The organism is Skermanella pratensis, from assembly GCF_008843145.1.
Lineage (GTDB): Bacteria > Pseudomonadota > Alphaproteobacteria > Azospirillales > Azospirillaceae > Skermanella > Skermanella pratensis.
Genome location: NZ_CP030265.1, coordinates 3,138,646 through 3,158,158, shown reverse-complemented (window position 1 = coordinate 3,158,158; position 19,513 = coordinate 3,138,646). Strand labels below are relative to the sequence as shown.

Annotated in this window: 18 protein-coding genes and 1 pseudogene; 9 read left to right on the top strand and 10 right to left on the bottom strand. The window is 66.5% G+C overall.

Annotated elements, in window-relative coordinates:
- Positions 1 to 21 precede the first annotated feature (21 nt).
- The 3 genes from DPR14_RS14395 to tatA form a co-directional block, all read right to left on the bottom strand.
- On the bottom strand, positions 22 to 393 hold the full coding sequence (locus DPR14_RS14395) for a response regulator transcription factor (RefSeq protein WP_158045761.1): 372 nt from the start codon (positions 391 to 393) through the stop codon (positions 22 to 24).
- A 131-nt stretch (positions 394 to 524) separates the two neighbouring features.
- The gene (locus DPR14_RS14390) at positions 525 to 1,508 is read right to left on the bottom strand and encodes an SPOR domain-containing protein (protein WP_158045760.1); all 984 of its coding nucleotides are present in this window, start codon (positions 1,506 to 1,508) and stop codon (positions 525 to 527) included.
- A gap of 179 nt (positions 1,509 to 1,687) precedes the next feature.
- Positions 1,688 to 1,900: a twin-arginine translocase TatA/TatE family subunit gene (tatA, locus tag DPR14_RS14385; protein WP_158045759.1), complete on the bottom strand. Its 213-nt coding sequence runs from the start codon at positions 1,898 to 1,900 to the stop codon at positions 1,688 to 1,690.
- Positions 1,901 to 2,188: 288 nt separating this feature from the next.
- Between tatA and DPR14_RS14380 the strand changes: the two genes are divergently transcribed.
- Entirely contained in the window at positions 2,189 to 3,913 is a 1,725-nt protein-coding gene (locus DPR14_RS14380; protein WP_211103776.1) for an SLC13 family permease, read from the top strand.
- 95 nt (positions 3,914 to 4,008) lie between these two features.
- Here the strand turns inward: DPR14_RS14380 and DPR14_RS14375 are convergent, their stop codons facing one another.
- From DPR14_RS14375 to glpD, 6 genes are all read right to left on the bottom strand, one after another.
- On the bottom strand, positions 4,009 to 4,188 hold the full coding sequence (locus DPR14_RS14375; protein ID WP_158045758.1) for a hypothetical protein: 180 nt from the start codon (positions 4,186 to 4,188) through the stop codon (positions 4,009 to 4,011).
- Between the two features lie 144 nt (positions 4,189 to 4,332).
- Entirely contained in the window at positions 4,333 to 5,112 is a 780-nt protein-coding gene (locus DPR14_RS14370) for an ATP-binding cassette domain-containing protein (protein ID WP_158045757.1), read from the bottom strand.
- 13 nt (positions 5,113 to 5,125) lie between these two features.
- The gene (locus DPR14_RS14365) at positions 5,126 to 6,358 is read right to left on the bottom strand and encodes a sugar ABC transporter permease (protein ID WP_158045756.1); all 1,233 of its coding nucleotides are present in this window, start codon (positions 6,356 to 6,358) and stop codon (positions 5,126 to 5,128) included.
- 86 nt (positions 6,359 to 6,444) lie between these two features.
- Positions 6,445 to 7,491: a D-xylose ABC transporter substrate-binding protein gene (gene xylF / locus DPR14_RS14360; protein WP_246148166.1), complete on the bottom strand. Its 1,047-nt coding sequence runs from the start codon at positions 7,489 to 7,491 to the stop codon at positions 6,445 to 6,447.
- 249 nt (positions 7,492 to 7,740) lie between these two features.
- Positions 7,741 to 8,265 carry a peptidylprolyl isomerase gene (locus DPR14_RS14355; RefSeq protein ID WP_246148164.1) on the bottom strand — a complete coding sequence of 175 codons (525 nt, stop codon included), beginning with the start codon at positions 8,263 to 8,265 and terminating at the stop codon, positions 7,741 to 7,743.
- Between the two features lie 122 nt (positions 8,266 to 8,387).
- Positions 8,388 to 9,917 carry a glycerol-3-phosphate dehydrogenase gene (gene glpD, locus DPR14_RS14350; protein WP_158045754.1) on the bottom strand — a complete coding sequence of 510 codons (1,530 nt, stop codon included), beginning with the start codon at positions 9,915 to 9,917 and terminating at the stop codon, positions 8,388 to 8,390.
- 186 nt (positions 9,918 to 10,103) lie between these two features.
- Between glpD and DPR14_RS14345 the strand changes: the two genes are divergently transcribed.
- From DPR14_RS14345 to DPR14_RS14325, 5 genes are all read left to right on the top strand, one after another.
- Positions 10,104 to 11,933 (top strand): intermembrane phospholipid transport protein YdbH family protein, encoded by a 1,830-nt coding sequence (locus tag DPR14_RS14345; RefSeq protein WP_158045753.1) that lies wholly within the window; start codon positions 10,104 to 10,106, stop codon positions 11,931 to 11,933.
- On the top strand, positions 11,930 to 12,214 hold the full coding sequence (locus DPR14_RS14340) for a YnbE family lipoprotein (RefSeq protein ID WP_246148162.1): 285 nt from the start codon (positions 11,930 to 11,932) through the stop codon (positions 12,212 to 12,214). The genes DPR14_RS14345 and DPR14_RS14340 overlap by 4 nt, the downstream gene beginning before the upstream one ends.
- Positions 12,211 to 12,546 (top strand): YdbL family probable chaperone protein, encoded by a 336-nt coding sequence (locus tag DPR14_RS14335; protein WP_158045752.1) that lies wholly within the window; start codon positions 12,211 to 12,213, stop codon positions 12,544 to 12,546. The genes DPR14_RS14340 and DPR14_RS14335 overlap by 4 nt, the downstream gene beginning before the upstream one ends.
- 130 nt (positions 12,547 to 12,676) lie before the next feature.
- On the top strand, positions 12,677 to 13,519 hold the full coding sequence (locus tag DPR14_RS14330) for a hypothetical protein (protein ID WP_158045751.1): 843 nt from the start codon (positions 12,677 to 12,679) through the stop codon (positions 13,517 to 13,519).
- Between the two features lie 98 nt (positions 13,520 to 13,617).
- The gene (locus DPR14_RS14325; protein WP_158045750.1) at positions 13,618 to 14,136 is read left to right on the top strand and encodes a gamma carbonic anhydrase family protein; all 519 of its coding nucleotides are present in this window, start codon (positions 13,618 to 13,620) and stop codon (positions 14,134 to 14,136) included.
- 51 nt (positions 14,137 to 14,187) lie between these two features.
- Here DPR14_RS14325 and DPR14_RS14320 read toward each other — a convergent pair whose 3' ends face one another.
- Positions 14,188 to 16,002, bottom strand: a complete 1,815-nt coding sequence (locus tag DPR14_RS14320; RefSeq protein ID WP_246148160.1) for a PHA/PHB synthase family protein — start codon at positions 16,000 to 16,002, stop codon at positions 14,188 to 14,190.
- Between the two features lie 260 nt (positions 16,003 to 16,262).
- Between DPR14_RS14320 and DPR14_RS14315 the strand changes: the two genes are divergently transcribed.
- The 3 genes and pseudogenes from DPR14_RS14315 (at position 16,263) to DPR14_RS14305 (ending at position 19,435) form a co-directional block, all read left to right on the top strand.
- On the top strand, positions 16,263 to 16,715 hold the full coding sequence (locus tag DPR14_RS14315; RefSeq protein WP_158045749.1) for a hypothetical protein: 453 nt from the start codon (positions 16,263 to 16,265) through the stop codon (positions 16,713 to 16,715).
- Positions 16,716 to 16,896: 181 nt separating this feature from the next.
- Positions 16,897 to 18,147 carry an LL-diaminopimelate aminotransferase gene (locus DPR14_RS14310; protein WP_158045748.1) on the top strand — a complete coding sequence of 417 codons (1,251 nt, stop codon included), beginning with the start codon at positions 16,897 to 16,899 and terminating at the stop codon, positions 18,145 to 18,147.
- A pseudogene (locus DPR14_RS14305) lies at positions 18,144 to 19,435 on the top strand (homoserine dehydrogenase). The gene DPR14_RS14310 and the pseudogene DPR14_RS14305 overlap by 4 nt, the downstream one beginning before the upstream one ends.
- Positions 19,436 to 19,513: the final 78 nt, after the last annotated feature.

Genomic DNA, 19,513 nt, shown 5'->3' with positions numbered 1-19,513 from the left:
TGCAGGCTCCCGTGCCGGCGGTCAGGCGGCGGCGAGGTGCTTGCGCACCGTCTCGACGAGGTCGCGGGTGGAGAACGGCTTGGTGATATAATCCGTCGCCCCGAGCGCCATCCCCTTCTGCCGCTCCACGTCGCGGCTCTTGGCCGTCAGCATGACGATGGGCAGCCCCTGCCAGGCGGGATTGGCCCGTATGGTCTGGCAGACGTCGAAACCGTCGCGCTTGGGCATCATGGTGTCGAGCAGGATCAGGTCCGGAACCGACTGCTCGACCGCCTGGATGACCTCCTCGCCGTTCCTGGCGAGGCGGACTTCGAAGCCGGCCTTCTGGAGCAGGAACTGGAGCGAGAGCAGGATGCTCGGCTCGTCGTCGGCGATCAGGATGGATTGGCTCATGGACGGCGTTTCCTCCGGCGCCCAACCCCGCGGCAGGGGCTGTTTTTTATTAGTTATGGTCAACACCAGTAGCGCCCAATGTACCCAGAGGGCTTCTATCCGATCAACAGCCACTATAAGAAAATTGTGAGTTATCGGACTCTGATGACATTACCGCGAAGATTTGCCGCACTGCGGAGTTCCGCGGAGGCGTCGGACGCCTCCTTCTCCGTGCCGTAGCGGCCGACCCGGACCACCTTCCAGGTCTTGCCCGCGCCGTTGGTCCAGTCCGAGACGAAAGCGTCCCAGCCCTTTCCCGAAAGCTCGCGCGCGAGGCTGGCGGCGTTCGCCGGATCCTGGAAGCTGCCGACCTGGATCGTGTAGTAACGGCCGGAGGCGATGTCCGCAGGCCGTTCCGGGGCGGGCGGGGGCGAGGCGGCAGGGGCCGGCCTGGGCGTGGGCGCAGGAGGGGTGGGCATGGCCTCGCGCGGCTTGGCCACCAGGTCGCTGAGCGCCATGATCGCGGGATCCATGGCCGGCTCGGAGGCAGCTTCCGCCTTCTCGGGCGATGCTTCAGGAGCCGGATCAGGCTTTGCTTCCGGCGCGGGGGGAGGCAGCGCCGCGACCGGCGGCTCCGCAGCGGCCCCCGTAGGCGCCGTCTCGGCCGGGGCCGGTTCGGCGGGAGTAGGCTCGGGCGGGGCGGACGACGAGGAGGTGGGCGGCGATGCGGGAACAGTCTCCGCCGCCATCCGGGCCGGAGGGGACTGGTCGGATTCCTGCGGCTCCGTTGCGGTCTCGGGGGGCTGGGGCGGTTCCGGAGCGGGGTCGATCTCCCGGGCATCCGGCAGTGCCTCATCCTGCACCGGCAGTGCCTCATCCTGCATCTGGGCCGGTTCCGGTGAAGCTGGCGCTGCCGGTGGCATCGGCGGAAGGATCGACGCGGGTGGCGGTTCGGCGGCGCTCTGCGCGGTCGGGGGAGGAGATGCGGGCACGGCGGGGCGGGACGGGGCCGGTGACGGCTCGACGGTTACCGTGGTGGTGCGCGGCGGAGGAGCCAGCATCACCGTGCTGACCCAGGCTCCGGCTGCGAAGGTCAGTACCAGTCCCACGGCCATGGCGGTGGATTTGAAGTTCATCGAGCACTATCCGGCCCGGGCGCGTTAAGCCCTCCAGGCCAGCTCCGTTTATTTTTCTGTCCCTCGGTCGAATAGGCGCCCGGAGGTATTAAGGGCTCGTAAATCAAGATGCGGAGGACCCACCGCCCTGGTCGCGCGGTGGGTCCTCCGCAGTCCGAAAAGACCGTGCGGCGTCGCGGTCAGGTGCGCGAAACGGTATCGCGGGGCAGTTCTGCGGGGCGGCTGGCGGCGGTCGCCTGGACTTCCGGGGATTCATCCTCCCGAAGGCCGTTCCGGAACTGCTTCATGCCGCGGGCGATGTCGCCCATCGCCTGGGGAATCCGCTTGGTGCCGAACAGCAGCATCACGGCCGCCAGAACGATGATCCAGTGGAAGAGGCTGAAGGAACCCATACTCATGTCTCCGTTCAGGAACGGCATTGCCGGCAGTTCCCGGTTGCGTGGTTGTTCGCTGCTCGTCTGCTGCACTGGAAGGGTGGGCGGTGGACCGTCCACTTTCAACCTGCCGACCGCCGCCCAGCGTCATCTCGGGGCCAGTATAGAGGCCCGGGCTCCGACATAACAGCATTAGCTTTATAAGCTTTTTTTGCGGCTTGTCGCGCGCGACCGCTGATGATAGCGAAGCGTGCGCCATTGAAGCTCGCATCCCGCGACCGGCCCCCGCGCCATTTCCGGAGTCCGATGTCCGCCCTCACTTTCCAGACCATCGTGGTGTTCGCGCTGCTCGTCGGCGTATTCATCGCCTTCATCCGCGAGTGGGTGCCGCCGGACATCGTGGCGCTGTCGACGGCCGCCATCCTGCTCCTGACCGGCGTCCTGGACACCAGCGAGGTGCTGGCCGTCTTCAGCAACAATGCGGTCGCGACGGTGGCGGCGATGTTCGTGCTGAGCGCCGCGCTGGAGCGGACCGGCGTCGTGGAGGCTATGGGCAACGCCGCCATGCGGGTGGTGGGGCGCGACCGGATGCTGGCTTTCGTGATGCTGGTCGGGCTGGCCGTGGTCACGTCGGCCTTCATCAACAACACGCCCGTCGTGGTGATCCTGACGCCGGTCGCGGTCCGGCTCTGCCTCCATCTCGGGATGGCGCCCAGCAAGCTGCTGATCCCGCTGTCCTTCGCCGCGATCTTCGGCGGCACCTGCACGCTGATCGGGACCTCGACCAACCTGCTGGTGGACGGGGTTGCCCAGCGCATGGGCATGGAAGCCTTCGGCATCTTCGAGATCACCGGCTTCGGAGTGATCATGGCCTTGATCGGCATCACCTATCTGGTGCTGGTCGGGTACCGCCTGCTGCCGGACCGCGAGACCACGGGCGAGTTGCTGTCCAACCAGCCCCAGCGTCAATACCTGACCGAGGTGGTGGTGCCTCCCGGCAGCCCGGTGATGGGCATGACCCTGAAGGAGGCCAAACTCGTCAACCTTTCCAACGCCCGGGTCATCGACGTGGTGAGGCAGGACGAATCGCTGCGCCGGGAACTGGATACCGTCGTGCTGCGCGCGGGCGACCGCATCCTGATGAAGAGCGGGATGGAAGGCGTGATGGGCCTGCGGGAGCATGCCGGCTTCGCCTTCGATCCGCAGGTCGACCTGCAGGAGATGTCGACGCGGAGCACCCGCGTGGTGGAAGGCATCATCGGCCCACGCTCCGGTTTCGTCGATCATCGGCTTGCGGAATTCAATCTGCGGCGGCGGTACGGCCTCTACATGATTGCGGTACACCGGCAAGGCATCAATCTGCGAGAGAAGTTCGAGGAGGTTCGCCTCGAAGTCGGCGACATGGTGATCCTGGAAGGGCCGGAGGACGGCATCCGGCGCCTGGTCGAGTCGGGCGACCTGATCAACCTGACGGAACCGGTCCACAACCCGATGCGCCGTGCCAAGGCGCCCATCGCGATCGGCGCGGTCCTGGTCGTGGTCATGCTGGCGGCCTTGGACATCATGCCGATCGCGGGTCTGGCGCTGATCGCTGCGGTCGGCGTCGTGCTCACCGGCTGCCTCGACCGGGACGAGGCCTACCGCTCGATCGAGTGGCGAATCCTGTTCCTGATCCTGGGCATGCTGACCCTCGGCGCCGCCATGGAGAAGACGGGGGCGGTCGAACTGGTGGCGGGAGCCGTGGTCGACGCGGTCGGCCGCAACGAGCCCCTGATCATGCTTTCGCTGGTCTATCTCCTGGCTTCCGTCCTGACGGAGATCGTCAGCAACAACGCCGTCGCCGTGCTGCTGACGCCGATCGCCATCGGGATCGCGCAGCAGCTCGGCGTCGATCCGAGGCCCTTCGTGGTCGCCGTGATGTTCGGCGCCTCGGCGAGCTTCGCGACCCCGATCGGCTATCAGACGAACACGTTCGTCTATGGCGCGGGGGATACAAGTACATGGACTTCGTCAAGGTCGGGCTGCCGCTAAACCTGCTTTTCTGGGCCGTCGCGACCTTCCTGATCCCGGTGTTCTGGCCGTTCTGAACCGATCCTTCCGAACGGCGGCCGGAACACGGGTACTGGTCAGCGGGCGAAGCGCGGCATCTTGGACCCGCACAGCAGGTCGTCGAGCCTGTAGGCCATGTCCATCGCCATCTGGAACGTGGGTTTGTCGAAGATCGGTTCCGGCCCGGCCTCGTAGCAGAGGAGGCGTGCGTTCCGGATGGCGGAGTTGATGTTGGCGGGCTGCAGGTGATGTATCATGGCACGTACCCCGGTGTGTGGCGGCTGTCCGGCGTAGCGCCGGACCGCCTCTTCTGTCCAAGGTATTTGCGCTTAATGAGAAGCGATAGCAAAAAGCTTTTGACTGTACGTCAAGGGATCCCTTGACGGTTCCGCTTCGCCGCCTCAGTGCATCCCTTCCAGCTCCTGCGCAGTCTGCTGTCCGGGCAGCTTGCCCAGGATGATCATGCCGAGGACTTCGTCTTTGGTGACGTCGGAGGTGTGGCAGGTGCCGACCAGCTTGCCGTTCTTCATGACGGTGACCCGGTCCGACAGGTCGAATACGTCGTGAAGGTCGTGGCTGATGAGGAAGATGCCGATGCCCTCCTTCTTCAACTGCTTGATCAGTTCGGCCACCTGCCGGGTCTCCTGCGGGCCCAGCGCCGCGGTCGGCTCGTCCATGATCAGGATCTTGGCGTTGAAGTGCAGGGCGCGGGCGATGGCCACCGACTGCCGCTGGCCGCCCGACAGGTTCTTGACCGGCTCCTTGATCTTGCGGAAATTGGGGTTGAGCCTGCCCATGACGTCGCGGGTCGCCCGCTCCATCGCGTCGTCGTCCAGCGTTCCCCAGGGCGTCATCAGCTCGCGGCCGAGGAACAGGTTGCCGGGCGCGTCGATATTGTCGGCCAGCGCCAGCGTCTGATAGATCGTCTCGATGCCGAGCGCCTTGGCGTCGCGCGGGCTGCGGATCTCCACCGGCTGGCCGTTGATCAGGATCTGGCCGGAGTTCGCCTGGTAGGCCCCGGAGAGGATCTTGATCAGCGTCGACTTGCCGGCGCCGTTGTGGCCCAGCAGCCCGACGACCTCGCCGGGATAGAGGTCCACGGTAACCCCGTCGACCGCCTTGATGCCGCCGAACTGGATGGAGATGTCGCGCATTTCCACCAGTGGCACGGGTCCTGTCATCTCTCTGGCCCTCCTAGCGACGGCGTTTCTGATAGACGGTGTCGAGCCAGACGGCGAAGATCAGCACGAGGCCGATCACGACCGGCTGCATCGGCGTCGAGATGTCCAGCAGGATCATTCCGCTCTGCAGGCTCTGCATGATCAGCGCGCCCAGGATCGCGCCCGCGATAGTGCCGACTCCGCCGGCCAGGGAGGTTCCTCCGATCACTGCGGCGGCGATGACGGACAGTTCCAGCAGCGAGCCGGTGGAGTTGAGACCGGCATTGAGCCGCGCGGTCTGGATCGCGCCGGCGATCGCCGCGAGCACGCCCATCAGCACGAAGATCATCACCGTGACCTTGCGCACATTGATGCCGCCCAGCTCGGCGGCCTCGGGATTGCCGCCGATGGCGAAGACGTAGCGGCCGAACTTGGTGACCTTCGTCAGCGCCGACATGGCGACCGCCACGACGATCAGGATCAGCACGGGGATCGGAATGCCCTGGGGCACCTGGGTGCGCGGCCGGTAGTAGGAGTTCATCACCATCACGAACGCCACGATGAGGCCGATGGAGACCGCCAGGATCAGCGCCTCCGCCCAAAGCGGCCGGACCGGAAAGTTGAACCGGTTGCGCCGCTGGCGCGTACGGACCGTCTTGAACAGTATGACGGCGATGAACAGGCCGCCGACGACCCAGCTCCAGAAGGCGCCGATCGAGCCGTCCAGACCGCCGCCCAGAAGCTGGAACGTCGGGTCCATGGGGGCTATGGTCCGGCCCTCGGTGATCCACCAGGCGAGGCCGCGGAAGATCAGCAGTCCGCCCAGCGTGACGATGAAGGCGGGGACGGCGCGGTAGGCCACCCACCATCCCTGGAAGGCGCCGATCAGGGCACCCATGGCAAGGCCGGCGACCAGGGATACGACCCAGGTCCAGGAGGTGCCGATCGGCAGCACCTCGACCTGGAGGACGGCCATCACCATGCCGACCAATCCCAGGGCGGAGCCTACCGACAGGTCGATGTGGCGGGCGACGATCACCAGGACCATGCCGGTCGCCATGATGCCGACGACGCTGGTCTGGACCGACAGGTTCCACAGGTTGCGCGCCGTCAGGAAGATGCCGCCCGTCATGATGTCGAGCACCACCCAGATCACCGCCAGGGCCGCCGCCATGGCCAGCAGCCTGGTGTCGATCTCCAGGGCGGCGATCAGGTTGCGGGCGCCCTGCGGCCGCGCCGAGCCGGGCGTTTCAACGACAGTCGTCATTGTCAGGTTCCCTCATGCGGAAATCGCGGACCCCCGGTATGTCCGGCGGACCGCGATCGCGGTTCAGCGGTTCGGGAGGCGACGGGTCACATGCAGGCTCCGGGAGCCTTGGCCTTGTCGACACCCTGGCAGGCCACGGCCTTGGTCACCCAGCCGGCATCGATCACAAGGTTGAGATTCTCCTGGGTTATCGGGATCGGGGTCAGGAAGATCGCGTCAAGCTCCACGCCCTTGGCGCCTTCCTTCCACTTGGTTGCGCCCTTGATCTGCGAGGCCTCGGTGCCCTTGGCCAGTTCCACGGCGATGTTGGCCGCGTTCTTGCCGAGTTCGCGCGAGTCCTTCCAGACGCTGACGGTCTGGAGGCCGCGGGCAACCCGGTTCAGCGCCGCTTGGTCGGCGTCCTGGCCGGAGACGGGAATGCCTTGCAGGCCTTGGGCGGAGAGCGCCGCGATCGCGCCGCCGGCGGTGCCGTCGTTGGAGGCGACGACCGCGTCCACCTTGTTGTTGTTGGCGGTCAGGATCTGCTCCATGTTCCGCTGGGCGTTCTCGGGCAGCCAGCCGTCGGTGTACTGCTCGCCCACGACCTTGATGTCGCCCTTGTCGATCGAGGGCTTCAGAACCTCGATCTGGCCGGAATGCAGGAAATCCGCGTTGGGGTCGGCGGCGCTGCCCTTGATGAAGACGTAGTTGCCCTGCGGTTTGACGTTCAGGATCTCGCGGGCCTGGATGCGTCCGACCTCCTTGTTGTCGAAGGTCAGGTAGAAGACGCCGGGGGCCTCGATCAGGCGGTCATACCCCACCACCGGAATGCCCTCGGCGGTAGCCTTGGAGATGGCCGGCATGATGGCGTTGTTGTCCTGGGCCAGCACGATCAGCGCGGTGGCTCCGCGGGTGATCAGGCTCTCGACGTCGGCGAGCTGCTTGGACGGCGAACTCTGCGCGTCGGCGCTGATATAGTCGGCGCCCAGTTCGGCCAGGCGGGCCTTGATGGCGGCCTCGTCGGTCTTCCAGCGTTCCTCCTGGAAGTTGGACCAACTCACCCCGACGACGACCTTCTGAGCCCACGCCCCGGTCGATGCCGTCATGACGAGCACCGCGCCCACGCCCATCAGGGCATGCTTGATGGCATTCATTGAGTTCCGCCTCCCCCATAGGTTCATTCTTGTTGGCCCGGCATGTACCGTGGCGATTTTTTGAAACCTGCTCTGGACAACGTCCGGGCCATCAGACGCCGCGGCATTGTCGCTCTGCTACACACTGCCGCAGTCCAACGATGCCATGGCGCAAAATCCAAATCAATCGGCCTCGCGGGACTTCGTGCCGCTGGGGAACCGCGACCGCCGACACCCTCTCCCGCGGCCGGGAGAGGGCTGGACCGGCGCTTACTTGGCGTCGGCGGCGACCTGCATCTTGACGATGCGGTCGGGATCGCTCACCGCGCCGTTGCGCATGCTCGATCCCTTCTTGATGTTGTCGACGAAGTCCATGCCCTCGACCACCTGGCCCCATACCGTGTACTGCCGGTCGAGGTGCGGGGACGGCGCGAACATGATGTAGAACTGGCTGTCGCCGCTGTTCGGGTCCTGGGCCCGCGCCATGGAGACGGTGCCGCGGACATGCTTGTAGTTCGAGAACTCGGCCTTCAGCTTCTGGCCGGACCCGCCGGTCCCGTCGCCCTTCGGGTCGCCGGTCTGGGCCATGAAGCCGTCGATGACGCGATGGAACACGAGGCCGTCGTAGAATCCTTGGCGGGTCAGTTCCTTGATCCGCGCGACGTGGTTGGGAGCCAGATCGGGCTTCAGCTCGATCACGACTCGGCCATCTTTCAGGTCGAGATAGAGGGTGTTTTCAGGATCCAAGGCAAATGCCTCCCCACTCCAGAGAAAGGCGCCCATCAGGGTCGCCATGATTAGGGTCTTCAACCAGCGCATCATTGCTTCCACAGTGCAGGTCGGTGACGCGGCGACCATAGTGGAAGCTGTAGCGGGAAGAAAGCCGTGCCTCGCGAACACCCGTCAGGGGCCGCCGGTCAGCTTGCCTGCGCCAGCGACTTTGACCCGGCGAGCCACTGGGCGAGGCGCTCGGCGCCCTCGGCGGGGACATGGAGGCCCAGCTTGGTCCGGCGCCACAGGATGTCGTCGGCGGTGCGCGCCCATTCCTGCTCGACAAGCCAGGCGGCCTCGCGCTCGTACAAGCCGCCGCCGAAATCGGTGCCCATGTCCTGGAGCGAGGCGGCGTCGCCTACGATCCGCTCGGCCATGGCCCCGTAAAGGCGGCAGAGCCGCTGCGCCACCGCGTCGGGAAGCCAGGGCCGCCGGGCCTTGAAGGCATCTGCGAAGGGTTCGAACCGGGCGTCCGGCATGTCGCCGCCGGGCAGCGGGGCCTCGGCGGTCCATGACGGCGACAGGCCGGGGATGAAGCCCGCCAGCTTGTCCATGGCATGCTCGGCCAGCCGGCGGTACGTGGTGATCTTGCCGCCGTAGATCGACAGGAGCGGCGCTTCCCCCGGGTTTCCGGAAAGGTCGAACACGTAGTCGCGCGTGACGGTGGAGGGATTGGCGGCGCTGTCGTCATCGTAGAGCGGGCGGACCCCGGAATAACTGCGGACCACGTCCTGCGGCCCGATCCCGGTCCGGAAATAGCGGTTCACCGCGTCGCACAGGTAGGCGGTCTCCTCCGGATCGATCCGGACGTCCGAGGCGTCGCCCTGGAACGGGATGTCGGTGGTGCCGATCAGGGTGAAGCGGTGCTCGTAGGGAATCGCGAAGATCACCCTGCGATCGGTGTTCTGGAGGATGTAGGCGTGGTCGCCCTCGTACAGGCGGGGAACGACGATGTGGCTGCCCTTGACGAGCCGCATGTGCGCGTTGCCCTTCTGGCCCGCGACCCCGTGCAGGAAGCGCTCGACCCAGGGGCCGGCGGCGTTGACCAGGATCCGCGCGGTGACCACCCGTTCGGCGCCTGTGGCCAGGTCCTTCAGCCGCGCGGTCCAGCGGTCGCCCTCGCGGCGCGCTTCGACGCAGCGGGTGCGCGGCAGGATCTCGGCGCCGTGCGCGCGGGCGTCCATGGCGTTCAGCACGACCAGCCGGCTGTCCTCGACCCAGCAGTCGGAATAGGCGAAGCCGCGGACGAGTTCCGGCTTCAGCGGCGCCCCTTCCACCCGGTCGGTCCGGAAATCGAGGCTTCTGGTGCCCGGCAGGCTGCGCCGTCCTCCGATATGGTCGTAAAGGAACAGGCCCAGCCGGATCATCCAGGCCGGACGGAGCAGTCGGTTGTGCGGCAGCACGAAACGCATCGGCCAGATGATGTGGGGGGCGATCCGCAGAAGCACCTCGCGTTCCGCCAGGGCCTCGCGGACCAGGCGGAACTCGTACTGTTCGAGATAGCGGAGCCCGCCATGGATCAGCTTGCTGCTGGAGGAGGAGGTGGCGCTGGCAAGATCGGCCTGTTCGCACAGGATGACGGAAAGCCCGCGGCCGGCCGCGTCGCGCGCGATGCCCGCGCCGTTTATACCGCCGCCGATCACCAGAAGATCCACCGCCGAATCCTGCCGATCCATCTCCATCTCCCGAAAAGCCCGCTCGCTATGTTCGAAAACGAACATAATGCGCAGCATTGATTTTCGCAAACGAACATTCCGGAATGTCCTTTTTCTGACACGACGGGGTGCTAGGTTTCGTCCCGCGATCCGTATTCGCAAGCGGGAGGTAGGGACGCGATGGCGCGTCGATGGACATGGGCAGTGTTGGCATTCACAGGTCTCGCCGGAGCCGCCGTGCTGGGCTTGCCGTTCCTGATCGAGTGGCAGGGCGAGCGGATGCTTCGGGATTCCGGTTGGCCGGACGCGCGGGTAGAAGTCGCCCGGCTTGACCTGTCCGGCGCCGATATCGACATCTGGAACGACGCGGCGCGGGAGCGGCGGATCGGCCGGGTCGAGCTGACCTACTCGATCGCCGCCGGAGCGGGCGGGCGGCTTGATCTGGACATGCCCTTGTCCGGTCTTGCGCCGGACGGAATCGACCTGAAGGACGCTGCGCTGCGCACCGCCGGGACGATCCGGTCGGAGGACGGCCGGTGGCGCTATGTCCCCGACGGGTGCGTCACGGTAACCGCCGGCGGTCTCGCGGGCGGGCAGGTGAGGGTGAGCGAACCGAAGTCGCTGTGTCTGGAATCCGTGCCCGGCAGGACCTTCCTCGACTACAGCCTCGCCGACGGCGCTGCCCTTGCGTTCACGGTCAAGCCCGCGCCGCTCAGGCTGACGGTCCAGGGAATGCCGGTGACCGGTCGTCTCCCCGCCCTGGTGGTCGACGCGACGCTGGCGGCGACCGGGGCTCCCACGGGGCTCGACGTCGCATGGCGGCAGGGAAAGATCTCGCTGCCCCGGCAGACGGTCGTGGGCGAGGGCCTGTCCGGCAAAGCGACTTTCGATCCGGCAAGGAAACAGCCCTTCACCGCCGATTACGCCATCGCAACGATCCGCCATGACCAGCCGAAGCCTCTTGTGGCGCCGTTCCGGGCGAAGGGCCACGCGGAAGGGGACCCGCTCGGGACGGTGCGTTTCGATGCGCGGCTGGCCGATGCCGCCGGCATGATCGCGGTCGATCTGTCGGGCGAGCAGGACATGCCGGCCGGGGCGGGATCGGCCGAGGTGAAGATGCCTCCCGTCCGCTTCCCGCCCGATGGTCCGGGGCTCGCCGGCCTGTTTCCTCTCCTGGGCGACTTGGTCGAGACCGTCACCGGCACCTTCGGACTGGACGGGCGGTTCGCCTGGGGAGAGGGAAGCGGAAAGGGGAGCGCGTCGATCCTGATCGAGGATGCGGCAGTCGCGACCGGCGGAGTCGCGGCGCAGGGTATCTACGCGGTGCTGACTGCGGACAGCCTGGTGCCGCTTCGCCTGCCGGCGGGACAGATGCTGTCGGTCGCCCTGATGGATGTCGGCCTGCCGCTGACGAATGCGGTCGTCGATTTCGGGATCGCGGCGGACAGGCTATCCGTCGCCCGGGCCGAATGGCAATGGGCCGGCGGGCTTGTCAGGGCGGTTCCCTTCGACATGGGGCTCGGCGGTTTCGGTCCGGCGGGCGAGGAGCGGATGATCGAACTGGAGGCGACGGGGATCGACCTTCAGAAGCTTCTCTCGGCCGCCGCGGTTGACGGGCTGTCGGCGACGGGGCTCCTCGGCGGGCGCCTGCCGGTCCGGGTCGGCCAGGGCTCCGTGACCGTTGCGGACGGCAAGCTGGAAACGTCGGGGCCCGGCACCCTGCGCTATGATCCGGCGGCGCCCCCCGCCTTCCTGGAGGGCGATCCCGGCAGCAGCACGGACATGCTGCTCCGGGCGCTGACCGACTTCCGGTACGAGTCGATGGAACTGACGGTCAACGGAACGGCGGGCGGAGAGATGGCGATCGGTTTCGCGATCCGGGGTTCCAATCCGGATTTCTATGATGGATATCCGGTGGCGCTTAATCTTAATGTCGACGGCGCGCTCGACACGATCCTGCGGCGCGGCATCACAACCTACCGGATCCCGGAAGCGGTACGCGACCGGATCCTGGAATTCCAGGCCCAGGACAAATGATGGATATCCCGCTCGCGCGTCGGCGCCTGCTTCTCGGACCGGCGCTGGCAAGTCTCGTCCCGGTGCTGGCGGCTTGCAGCCCCACGGTCAAGGTCGAGGCTCCCGACAAGCCGATCGAAATCAACCTGAATATCCGCATCGAGCAGGAAATCCGCATCAAGGTCGAGCGCGACCTGGAGCAGGTTTTCGCCGACGATCCCGAGCTTTTCGGACTGCCTTCCGGGAACGCGCCGGGGCGCGGCGGGCAGGGTGCCGGCAGAAAGGAAAGCGGTACGAAATGAGGCGTTTATTGATGGTGGCCGCGCTGGCTCTGTGGACGGGGTCCGTGGTTCCGGCGGTGGCGCAGATGCCCCTGGACCAGGCCAAGCAGGCAGGGCTCGTCGGCGAGCGGCCGGACGGCCTAATAGGTTTCGTCGCCGGTACGGTTCCCGCCGACATCCGCACCCTGGTGAACCAGGTCAATGCGCAGCGGCTCGACCGGTATAGCCAAGTGGCCAGGACCAACGGCACGTCGATCGAGAGCGTGCAGGCCGTGGCCGGCCGCCAGCTGATCGAGCGGACGCCGGGCGGGCAGTATGTCATGACGGCGTCGGGCGACTGGCGGCGCAAATAGAACAAACCGCCGCGGTGGTTTTCCTACCCTTCGGCACGGTCCCGTGATACGATTTAGGGGTATATGAACTTCCGCCGCCCGGATACCGTCCCGGCGTCCGAAGACAGGGCTCCAGAAAGGAGTTTCAGCCGTGGTGACGATCTCCAGCTTCCTGTCCGCCTATTCGACGACGAGTGCGACCAGCGCCGCCAAGACATCGGCCGCGACGACCAACTCGGCCGCGACCCCGGCGGCTGCGGAGAAGGCGTCGCCGACGACCCGGTCCAGTGGTGCCGCGGGGGCGATCAAGCTGGAGTTCGACCAGGCCAAGCCGCGTACGGCCGACAGCCTGCGGGACCAGTTGCGGACCAAGCTGAACGACGTTCTGGGTGGGATCTACAAGGACAAGGACCAGCGCTCCGCGGCGACCGAGGAGTCCTTGAAATCCCTGTCGTCGCAGATCGACAAGGCGGCGTCTTCCAAGGACGTGAAGGGCGTCGAGATCCGGGTCGGTTCGGTCAATACCAATTACGGATCCTCCTCCAGCGTGCGCTCGATCGGTATCGAGGTCGGGCTCGTGCGGGATAAGAAGGTATCGTCGTCCGACACGACCGTACTCGACTACCAGGGCAAGACGGTCGGATTGTCGGCGGGAGAGGTCGCATCCGGACTGGCCAAGGGCTCGTACTCGACCACGGGCCAGCTGCCGGCAGACGCATCGAGCGCCGGATCGGCCGCTCTGGAGAAAGCCCGGACGGCGCTGACGAAATTGCAGCAGACCTCCGACGCCCTCAAGGCCTTCCGCAACGGCGACAGCGGCCCGCTGGACGAGCTGCGGGCGCAGATGCAGGGCGGCAGCAAGTCATCGGCCTCGGCGGCGACCCAGTCGGTTTCCTCCGATCCCACGGCGGCGCTGATGAGCAGGGACCCGAAGGTCCGCCAGCAGATGCTGTCCCAGATGATGGCGAACCATTACGGCCAGTTCGTCCGCTGACCGGCGAACCGGTGTGCCTTTATCCAGGGCTTGGTTATTCCCGGCAGGTTGGCTAAGTGTCGCCGTTCCGATGGACGACCGCGACTGGGGAAGAGACCATGACCGCCTTGATCATGCCGCACCACGGCAAGTCACCTGTCATTCATGAAAGTGCCTTCATCGCGGATACCGCGGTGGTCATCGGCGACGTCGAGATCGGTGAGGATTCCGGGATCTGGTTCGGCTGCGTGGTTCGGGGTGACGTGAATGTCGTCCGCATCGGGGCGCGCACCAACATCCAGGACGGCGTGGTGATCCATGTCGCGTCGCGAGGGCAGGGGACCTATGTCGGCGACGATATTACCATCGGCCACATGGCCCTGCTGCACGCCTGCACCCTCGAAAGCGGCTGCTTCGTCGGCATGAAGGCTTGTTTGATGGACGGGTCCTATGTGGAAACCGGCGGCATGGTGGCTGCCGGTGCCCTGCTGACTCCCGGCAAGCGGGTTCGGAGTGGAGAGCTCTGGGCGGGAACGCCCGCGCGCTTCATGCGCGACGTCACTCCGGAGGAAATCGCCTTTTTCCCGCGGTCGGCACGCCAGTATGTCGACCTCGCGGCAAGCTACCGTCGGCCATGACGGCCGAGGGGCGGCCGGGCGCACCGTGCGCCCGCGCCGCCCGTTTCGTCATCAGGTAATCCTGACCGCGACGTAGGACCCCGGCGCGTCCTCGATCACCGGCAGGCCGCCGGTGCCGGGAATGCGGGCCGCCGCCTTGCCGCCGCCGTGCTTGGACAGCCAGCGCTGCCATTCCGGCCACCAGGAGCCCGGGTTCTGCTTGGCGGTCGCCAGCCAGTCGTCCGGAGCCTTGGGCAGCTTGGCGTTGGTCCAGTAGCAATATTTCTCCGCGGCGGGCGGGTTGACCACGCCCGCGATGTGGCCGGACGCCGACAGGACGAACTTGATCGGGCCGGAGAAGGTTTGCGTCCCGGCATAGGTCGATTTCCACGGCGCGATATGGTCCTCGCGGGTGGACAGCATGAACACGGGGGTCTTGATCTTCCGCAGATCGATCGGCTCGCCCTTCAGGCTGATGCCGCCCGGCTGGATCAGCAGGTTCTTCTGGTACATGTTGCGCAGGTAGAAGCTGTGCATCCGCGCCGGCATGCGGGTCGAATCGGAGTTCCAGTACAGCAGGTCGAACGGGAACGGGTCCTTGCCCAGCAGGTAGTTGTTGACCACGAACGACCAGATCAGGTCGTTGGCGCGCAGCATGTTGAAGCTGGTCGCCATGGTGCTGCCGTCCAGGTAGCCCTTCTCGTTCATCTTCTCCTCGAGCATCTGGAGCTGCTCTTCATCGATGAACACGGACAGCTCGCCGGCCTCGGAGAAGTCGGTCATGGTGGTGAAGAAGGTGGCGCTGGTGATCCGCTCGTCGCCCTTGGCCGCCATGTAGGCCAGGGTGGAGGCGAGCAGGGTGCCGCCTAGGCAGTATCCGATGGCGTTGACCTCCGCCTCGCCGGTCGCGAGCTGGATCTGGTCCAGGGCGGCCAGCGGCCCCTCGACCATGTAGTCCTCGAAGCTCTTGGCGGCGAGTTCCTCGTCCGGGTTGACCCAGGACACCATGAAGACGGTGATCCCCTGGTCGATCGCCCACTTGATGAACGAGTTCTTCGCGCGCAGGTCGAGGATGTAGTACTTGTTGATCCATGGCGGGACGATCAGCAGCGGCCGCCGCAGCACCTGGTCCGTCGTCGGGCTGTACTGGATCAGCTGCATCAGGTCGTTCTGGTAGACGACCTTGCCCGGGGTCGAGGCGATGTTCTTGCCGACCTGGAAGGCGTCGTAATCGGTCATCCGGATGCTGAGCTGGCCCTTGCCGCGCTCCAGGTCGTCCAGCAGGTGCTCCAGCCCCTTGACCAGGTTCTCGCCGCCGGACTCCATGGTGGCGCGCAGCACCTCCGGATTGGTCATGACGAAGTTGCTGGGCGCCATCGCGTCGACGAACTGGCGGGTGTAGAAGTCGACCTTCATGGCCGTCTTGTCGTCCAGCCCGTCGACGCCGCGCACGCTCGCCTGCATGAAGCGGGCGGTAAGCAGGTAGGACTGCTTGATGAAGTCGAACAGCGTGTTCTCGTCCCAGGCGCTGTCCTTGAACCGGCGGTCGTCCTTGGCGGGCAGGATCACCGGGTCCGCCTCCTGCCCCAGGAACCGCTGCGTCGTCCGCTGCCACAGGGTCATGTAGTCATGCCACAGCGACATCTGGGCCTGCATCAGCTTGACCGGGTCGGCCATCATCCGCGTGGTCATCTCGATGAAGGCATGGCCTATGTTCAGCGGATCGGTCGACGGGGCATGATTGCCGTCATGGACCTGCCGGGCCAGGAACTCGGACACCAGATGCTGGCTGTGCTCGGCGATCCGGGCCATCGCCCGGCTCAGTTCGACGGGATCTGGGAACTTCACGTCGGAGCCTTGCATTTCGGCTCCATGCGTTTCGGCCATGTTTTTCGGTCCTCTACGACTCTACAATGATCTTGCGATCGGCCGCTACTCGCTGTGGAAATGCCGAACGCGGAATGCCGGGCTTGATGGAACGCGCACTTTGATACAACATCGGCGTAATTTTTTCAGCGCCGTGATACTGCGGCGTATGGTTCCGGCGCGTTTCTTCCGCGCCCAAACGACGCACGGGGAACGCCGAAACCTCCGCCATGGGAGACTATGACGGCAATGGGTGACAGAAAATATAAAATGGCAACGCAATGATCGGCCCAAGCCTCAAACCGCACCGGCACCATCGCCCGTTCTGGCCGTTCGCCCGGCGCCTCCTGGCCGCCGCGGCCCTGGTGGCCGGTACGGCGGGGTGCGCCAACAACCCTGTGCTCGACCTGCTGGGCGGCGGTTCCGGCCTGCCGCCCGAGGGGGCGGAGCAGGGGCTGATCCGGCGCGCGACCGACGAGGACAAGACCTGGCCGAACCTGGCGAGCGTGCCGCCCCGGCCGACAGCCTTCAGCAAGCCGGCGGAACGGCAGGCCCTGATGGACAGGCTCAAGGTCGAGCGGGGCGAGGACGTGGCGTCGGGCGCCGAACTGGACGCCCGGGCGCCGGTCGCCCCCGCGCGTCAGGCGCCGCCGACGCTTCCCGCGATGGGCGGCGAGGTTCCGCCGCCGGTCAGCGCCATCCAGATCCCGCAGGCTCCGCCCACGGCTCCGTGAACTTCGGCGCGGCATCGCCCACCCGTATCTTTTGGGGCGATGCAGCCGCCGAAAAATCTCGATTCCGGAGCGGCGGGGCGGTACATACTGGCTCCCCGCTCCGGTCCGGCTGAAATGCCGCGGCCGGATCGGGCGGAGCGCATTTTTAAGGCGCCCGTATCTCCAGGTTTTCGGGGCACCCATGACGGATAGCGAATTCCACCGGATCAAGAGATTACCGCCGTACGTGTTCGCGGAAGTGAACGCCATGAAGGCGCGAGCCCGGGCCGCAGGCGAGGACATCATCGATTTCGGAATGGGCAACCCGGATCTGCCGACCCCGCCGCACATCGTGGAAAAGCTGATCGAGGCGGTCCAGGACCCGAAGACCCACCGCTATTCCAACTCGCGGGGCATCCCCGGCCTGCGGCGGGCGATCTGCTCCTACTACAAGAAGCGCTTCAACGTGACGCTCGATCCGGAGAGCGAGGCGATCGTCACGATCGGATCGAAGGAGGGGCTGGCCAACCTGGCGCAGGCGATCACCAGCCCGGGCGACATCATGCTGGTGCCCAATCCCAGCTATCCGATCCATCCCTTCGGCTTCATCCTGGCCGGCGCCGCGATCCGCCACCTGCCGATCGGGCAGGGCTACAGCTTCATGGAGTCGCTGGAGCGCGCGGTGAAGCACAGCGTGCCCAAGCCGCTGGCGGTCGTGCTGAACTATCCGTCGAACCCGACGGCGGAGGTGGTCGACTTGGACTTCTACCGGCCGATCGTGGAGTTCTGCCTGAAGCACGGGATCTACATCCTGTCCGACCTGGCCTATTCGGAGATCTATTTCGACGACGTGCCGCCGCCGTCGATCCTGGAGATCCCGGAGGCGCGGGAGATCGCGGTCGAGTTCACGTCGATGAGCAAGACCTATTCCATGCCGGGCTGGCGCATCGGCTTCGCCACCGGCAACAAGAAGCTGATCACGGCCCTGGCGCGCATCAAGTCCTACCTGGACTACGGCGCCTTCACGCCGATCCAGGTCGCCGCCGCCGCCGCGCTCAACGGTCCGCAGGACTGCGTCGCCGAGGCGCGGGCGATCTACAAGGCCCGCCGCGACGTCCTGATCGAGGGGCTCGCCGCGGCGGGGTGGCAGGTGCCCAGCCCGCCGGCCAGCATGTTCGCCTGGGCGCCGATCCCGGCCCAGTTCGCCCACCTGGGCAGCTTGGAGTTCAGCAAGCTGCTGCTCCAGGAGGCAAAGGTCGCGGTGGCGCCCGGCATCGGCTTCGGCGAGTACGGCGACGGCCATGTCCGCCTGGCGCTGGTCGAGAACCAGCACCGTATCCGGCAGGCCTGCCGCAACATCCGCCTGTTCTTCCAGGAAGCGGGGATCGCGCCGCAGGGTACCGCGCGCCGTGCCCCGGTCGCCGCCGGCGCCAAACAGCGGGCCGCGTCGTGACCGCCCCGCTGAAAATCGGGGTCGCCGGTCTGGGAACCGTCGGCGGCGGCGTCCTGAAGTTGCTGGACACCCATGCCGACCTGCTGGCCGGCCGAAGCGGCCGGCGCATGATCGTCACCGCGGTCAGCGCGCGGACGCGCGGCCGTGACCGCGGCGTCGATCTCAGCGCCGCCCGCTGGTACGAGGACGCGGCCGCGCTTGCGGCCGATCCGGAGGTCGATGTCGTCGTCGAACTGATCGGCGGGTCCGAGGGGATCGCCCGCGAATTGTGCGAGGCCGCCCTGTCCCGCGGCAAGCACGTGGTCACCGCCAACAAGGCGCTGCTGGCGCTGCACGGCACCGGCCTTGCCCGGCTGGCCGAGGAGAACGGGGTGGCCCTCGCCTTCGAGGCGGCGGTGGCCGGCGGGATCCCGGTGATAAAGGGGCTCCGCGAGGGGCTCGCGGCCAACGGGATCAAGGAAGTCCACGGCATCCTGAACGGCACCTGCAACTACATCCTGACCGAGATGCGGGAGACCGGGCGCGAGTTCGGGGACGTTCTCGGCGACGCCCAGAAGCTGGGCTATGCCGAGGCCGACCCGAGCTTCGACATCGACGGCGTGGACGCAGCCCACAAGCTGGCGATCCTGACCTCCGTGGCGTTCGGCTGCGCGGTCGACTTCGAGTCGGTCCATATCGAGGGTATCCGGCATATCTCGGCGCTGGATATCGATTATGCCCGGGAGCTGGGCTACCGGATCAAGCTCCTGGCATCGCGCGGCGCTACAACGGCAATGTCGAGCAGCGGGTCCATCCGGCCATGGTGCCAATCGATTCGCCGATCGCGTCCGTCGACGGCGTGTTCAACGCTGTGGTGGCCGACGGGGATTTCGTCGAGAAAGTCACTTTCGTCGGCCGCGGCGCCGGTGCAGGCCCGACCGCGTCGGCGGTCGTGGCCGACCTCGTGGACGTGGCGCGGGGCAGGATCTCCCCGCCTTTCGGCCTCCCGTCGGGGCGGCTTGAAAGCGTCCGCGCCGCCCCGCCCGAGGAACGCCGAGGTGCGTACTACCTGCGCCTCATGGTGGTCGACCGCCCCGGCGTGATAGCAGAGGTGGCGGCGGCGCTGCGTGACGAGAACGTTTCCATGGAATCGTTCCTGCAGCGCGGCCGTGCGCCGGGCGAAGCTGTTCCTGTCGTGTTGACTACCCACGACACCGACGAAGCGTCCATGCAGCGGGCGCTGGAGTCGCTGTCGCGGTTGGAAGCGGTGCTGGAGGCGCCGCGGATGATTCGCATCGAGCAGTTCTGAGTCAGGTTTGACGGGCCGGGGGCCCGGACGACAAGGCTCCGGTGGAAGTTCAATCGATTGAGGAAATGGGGAAGAACC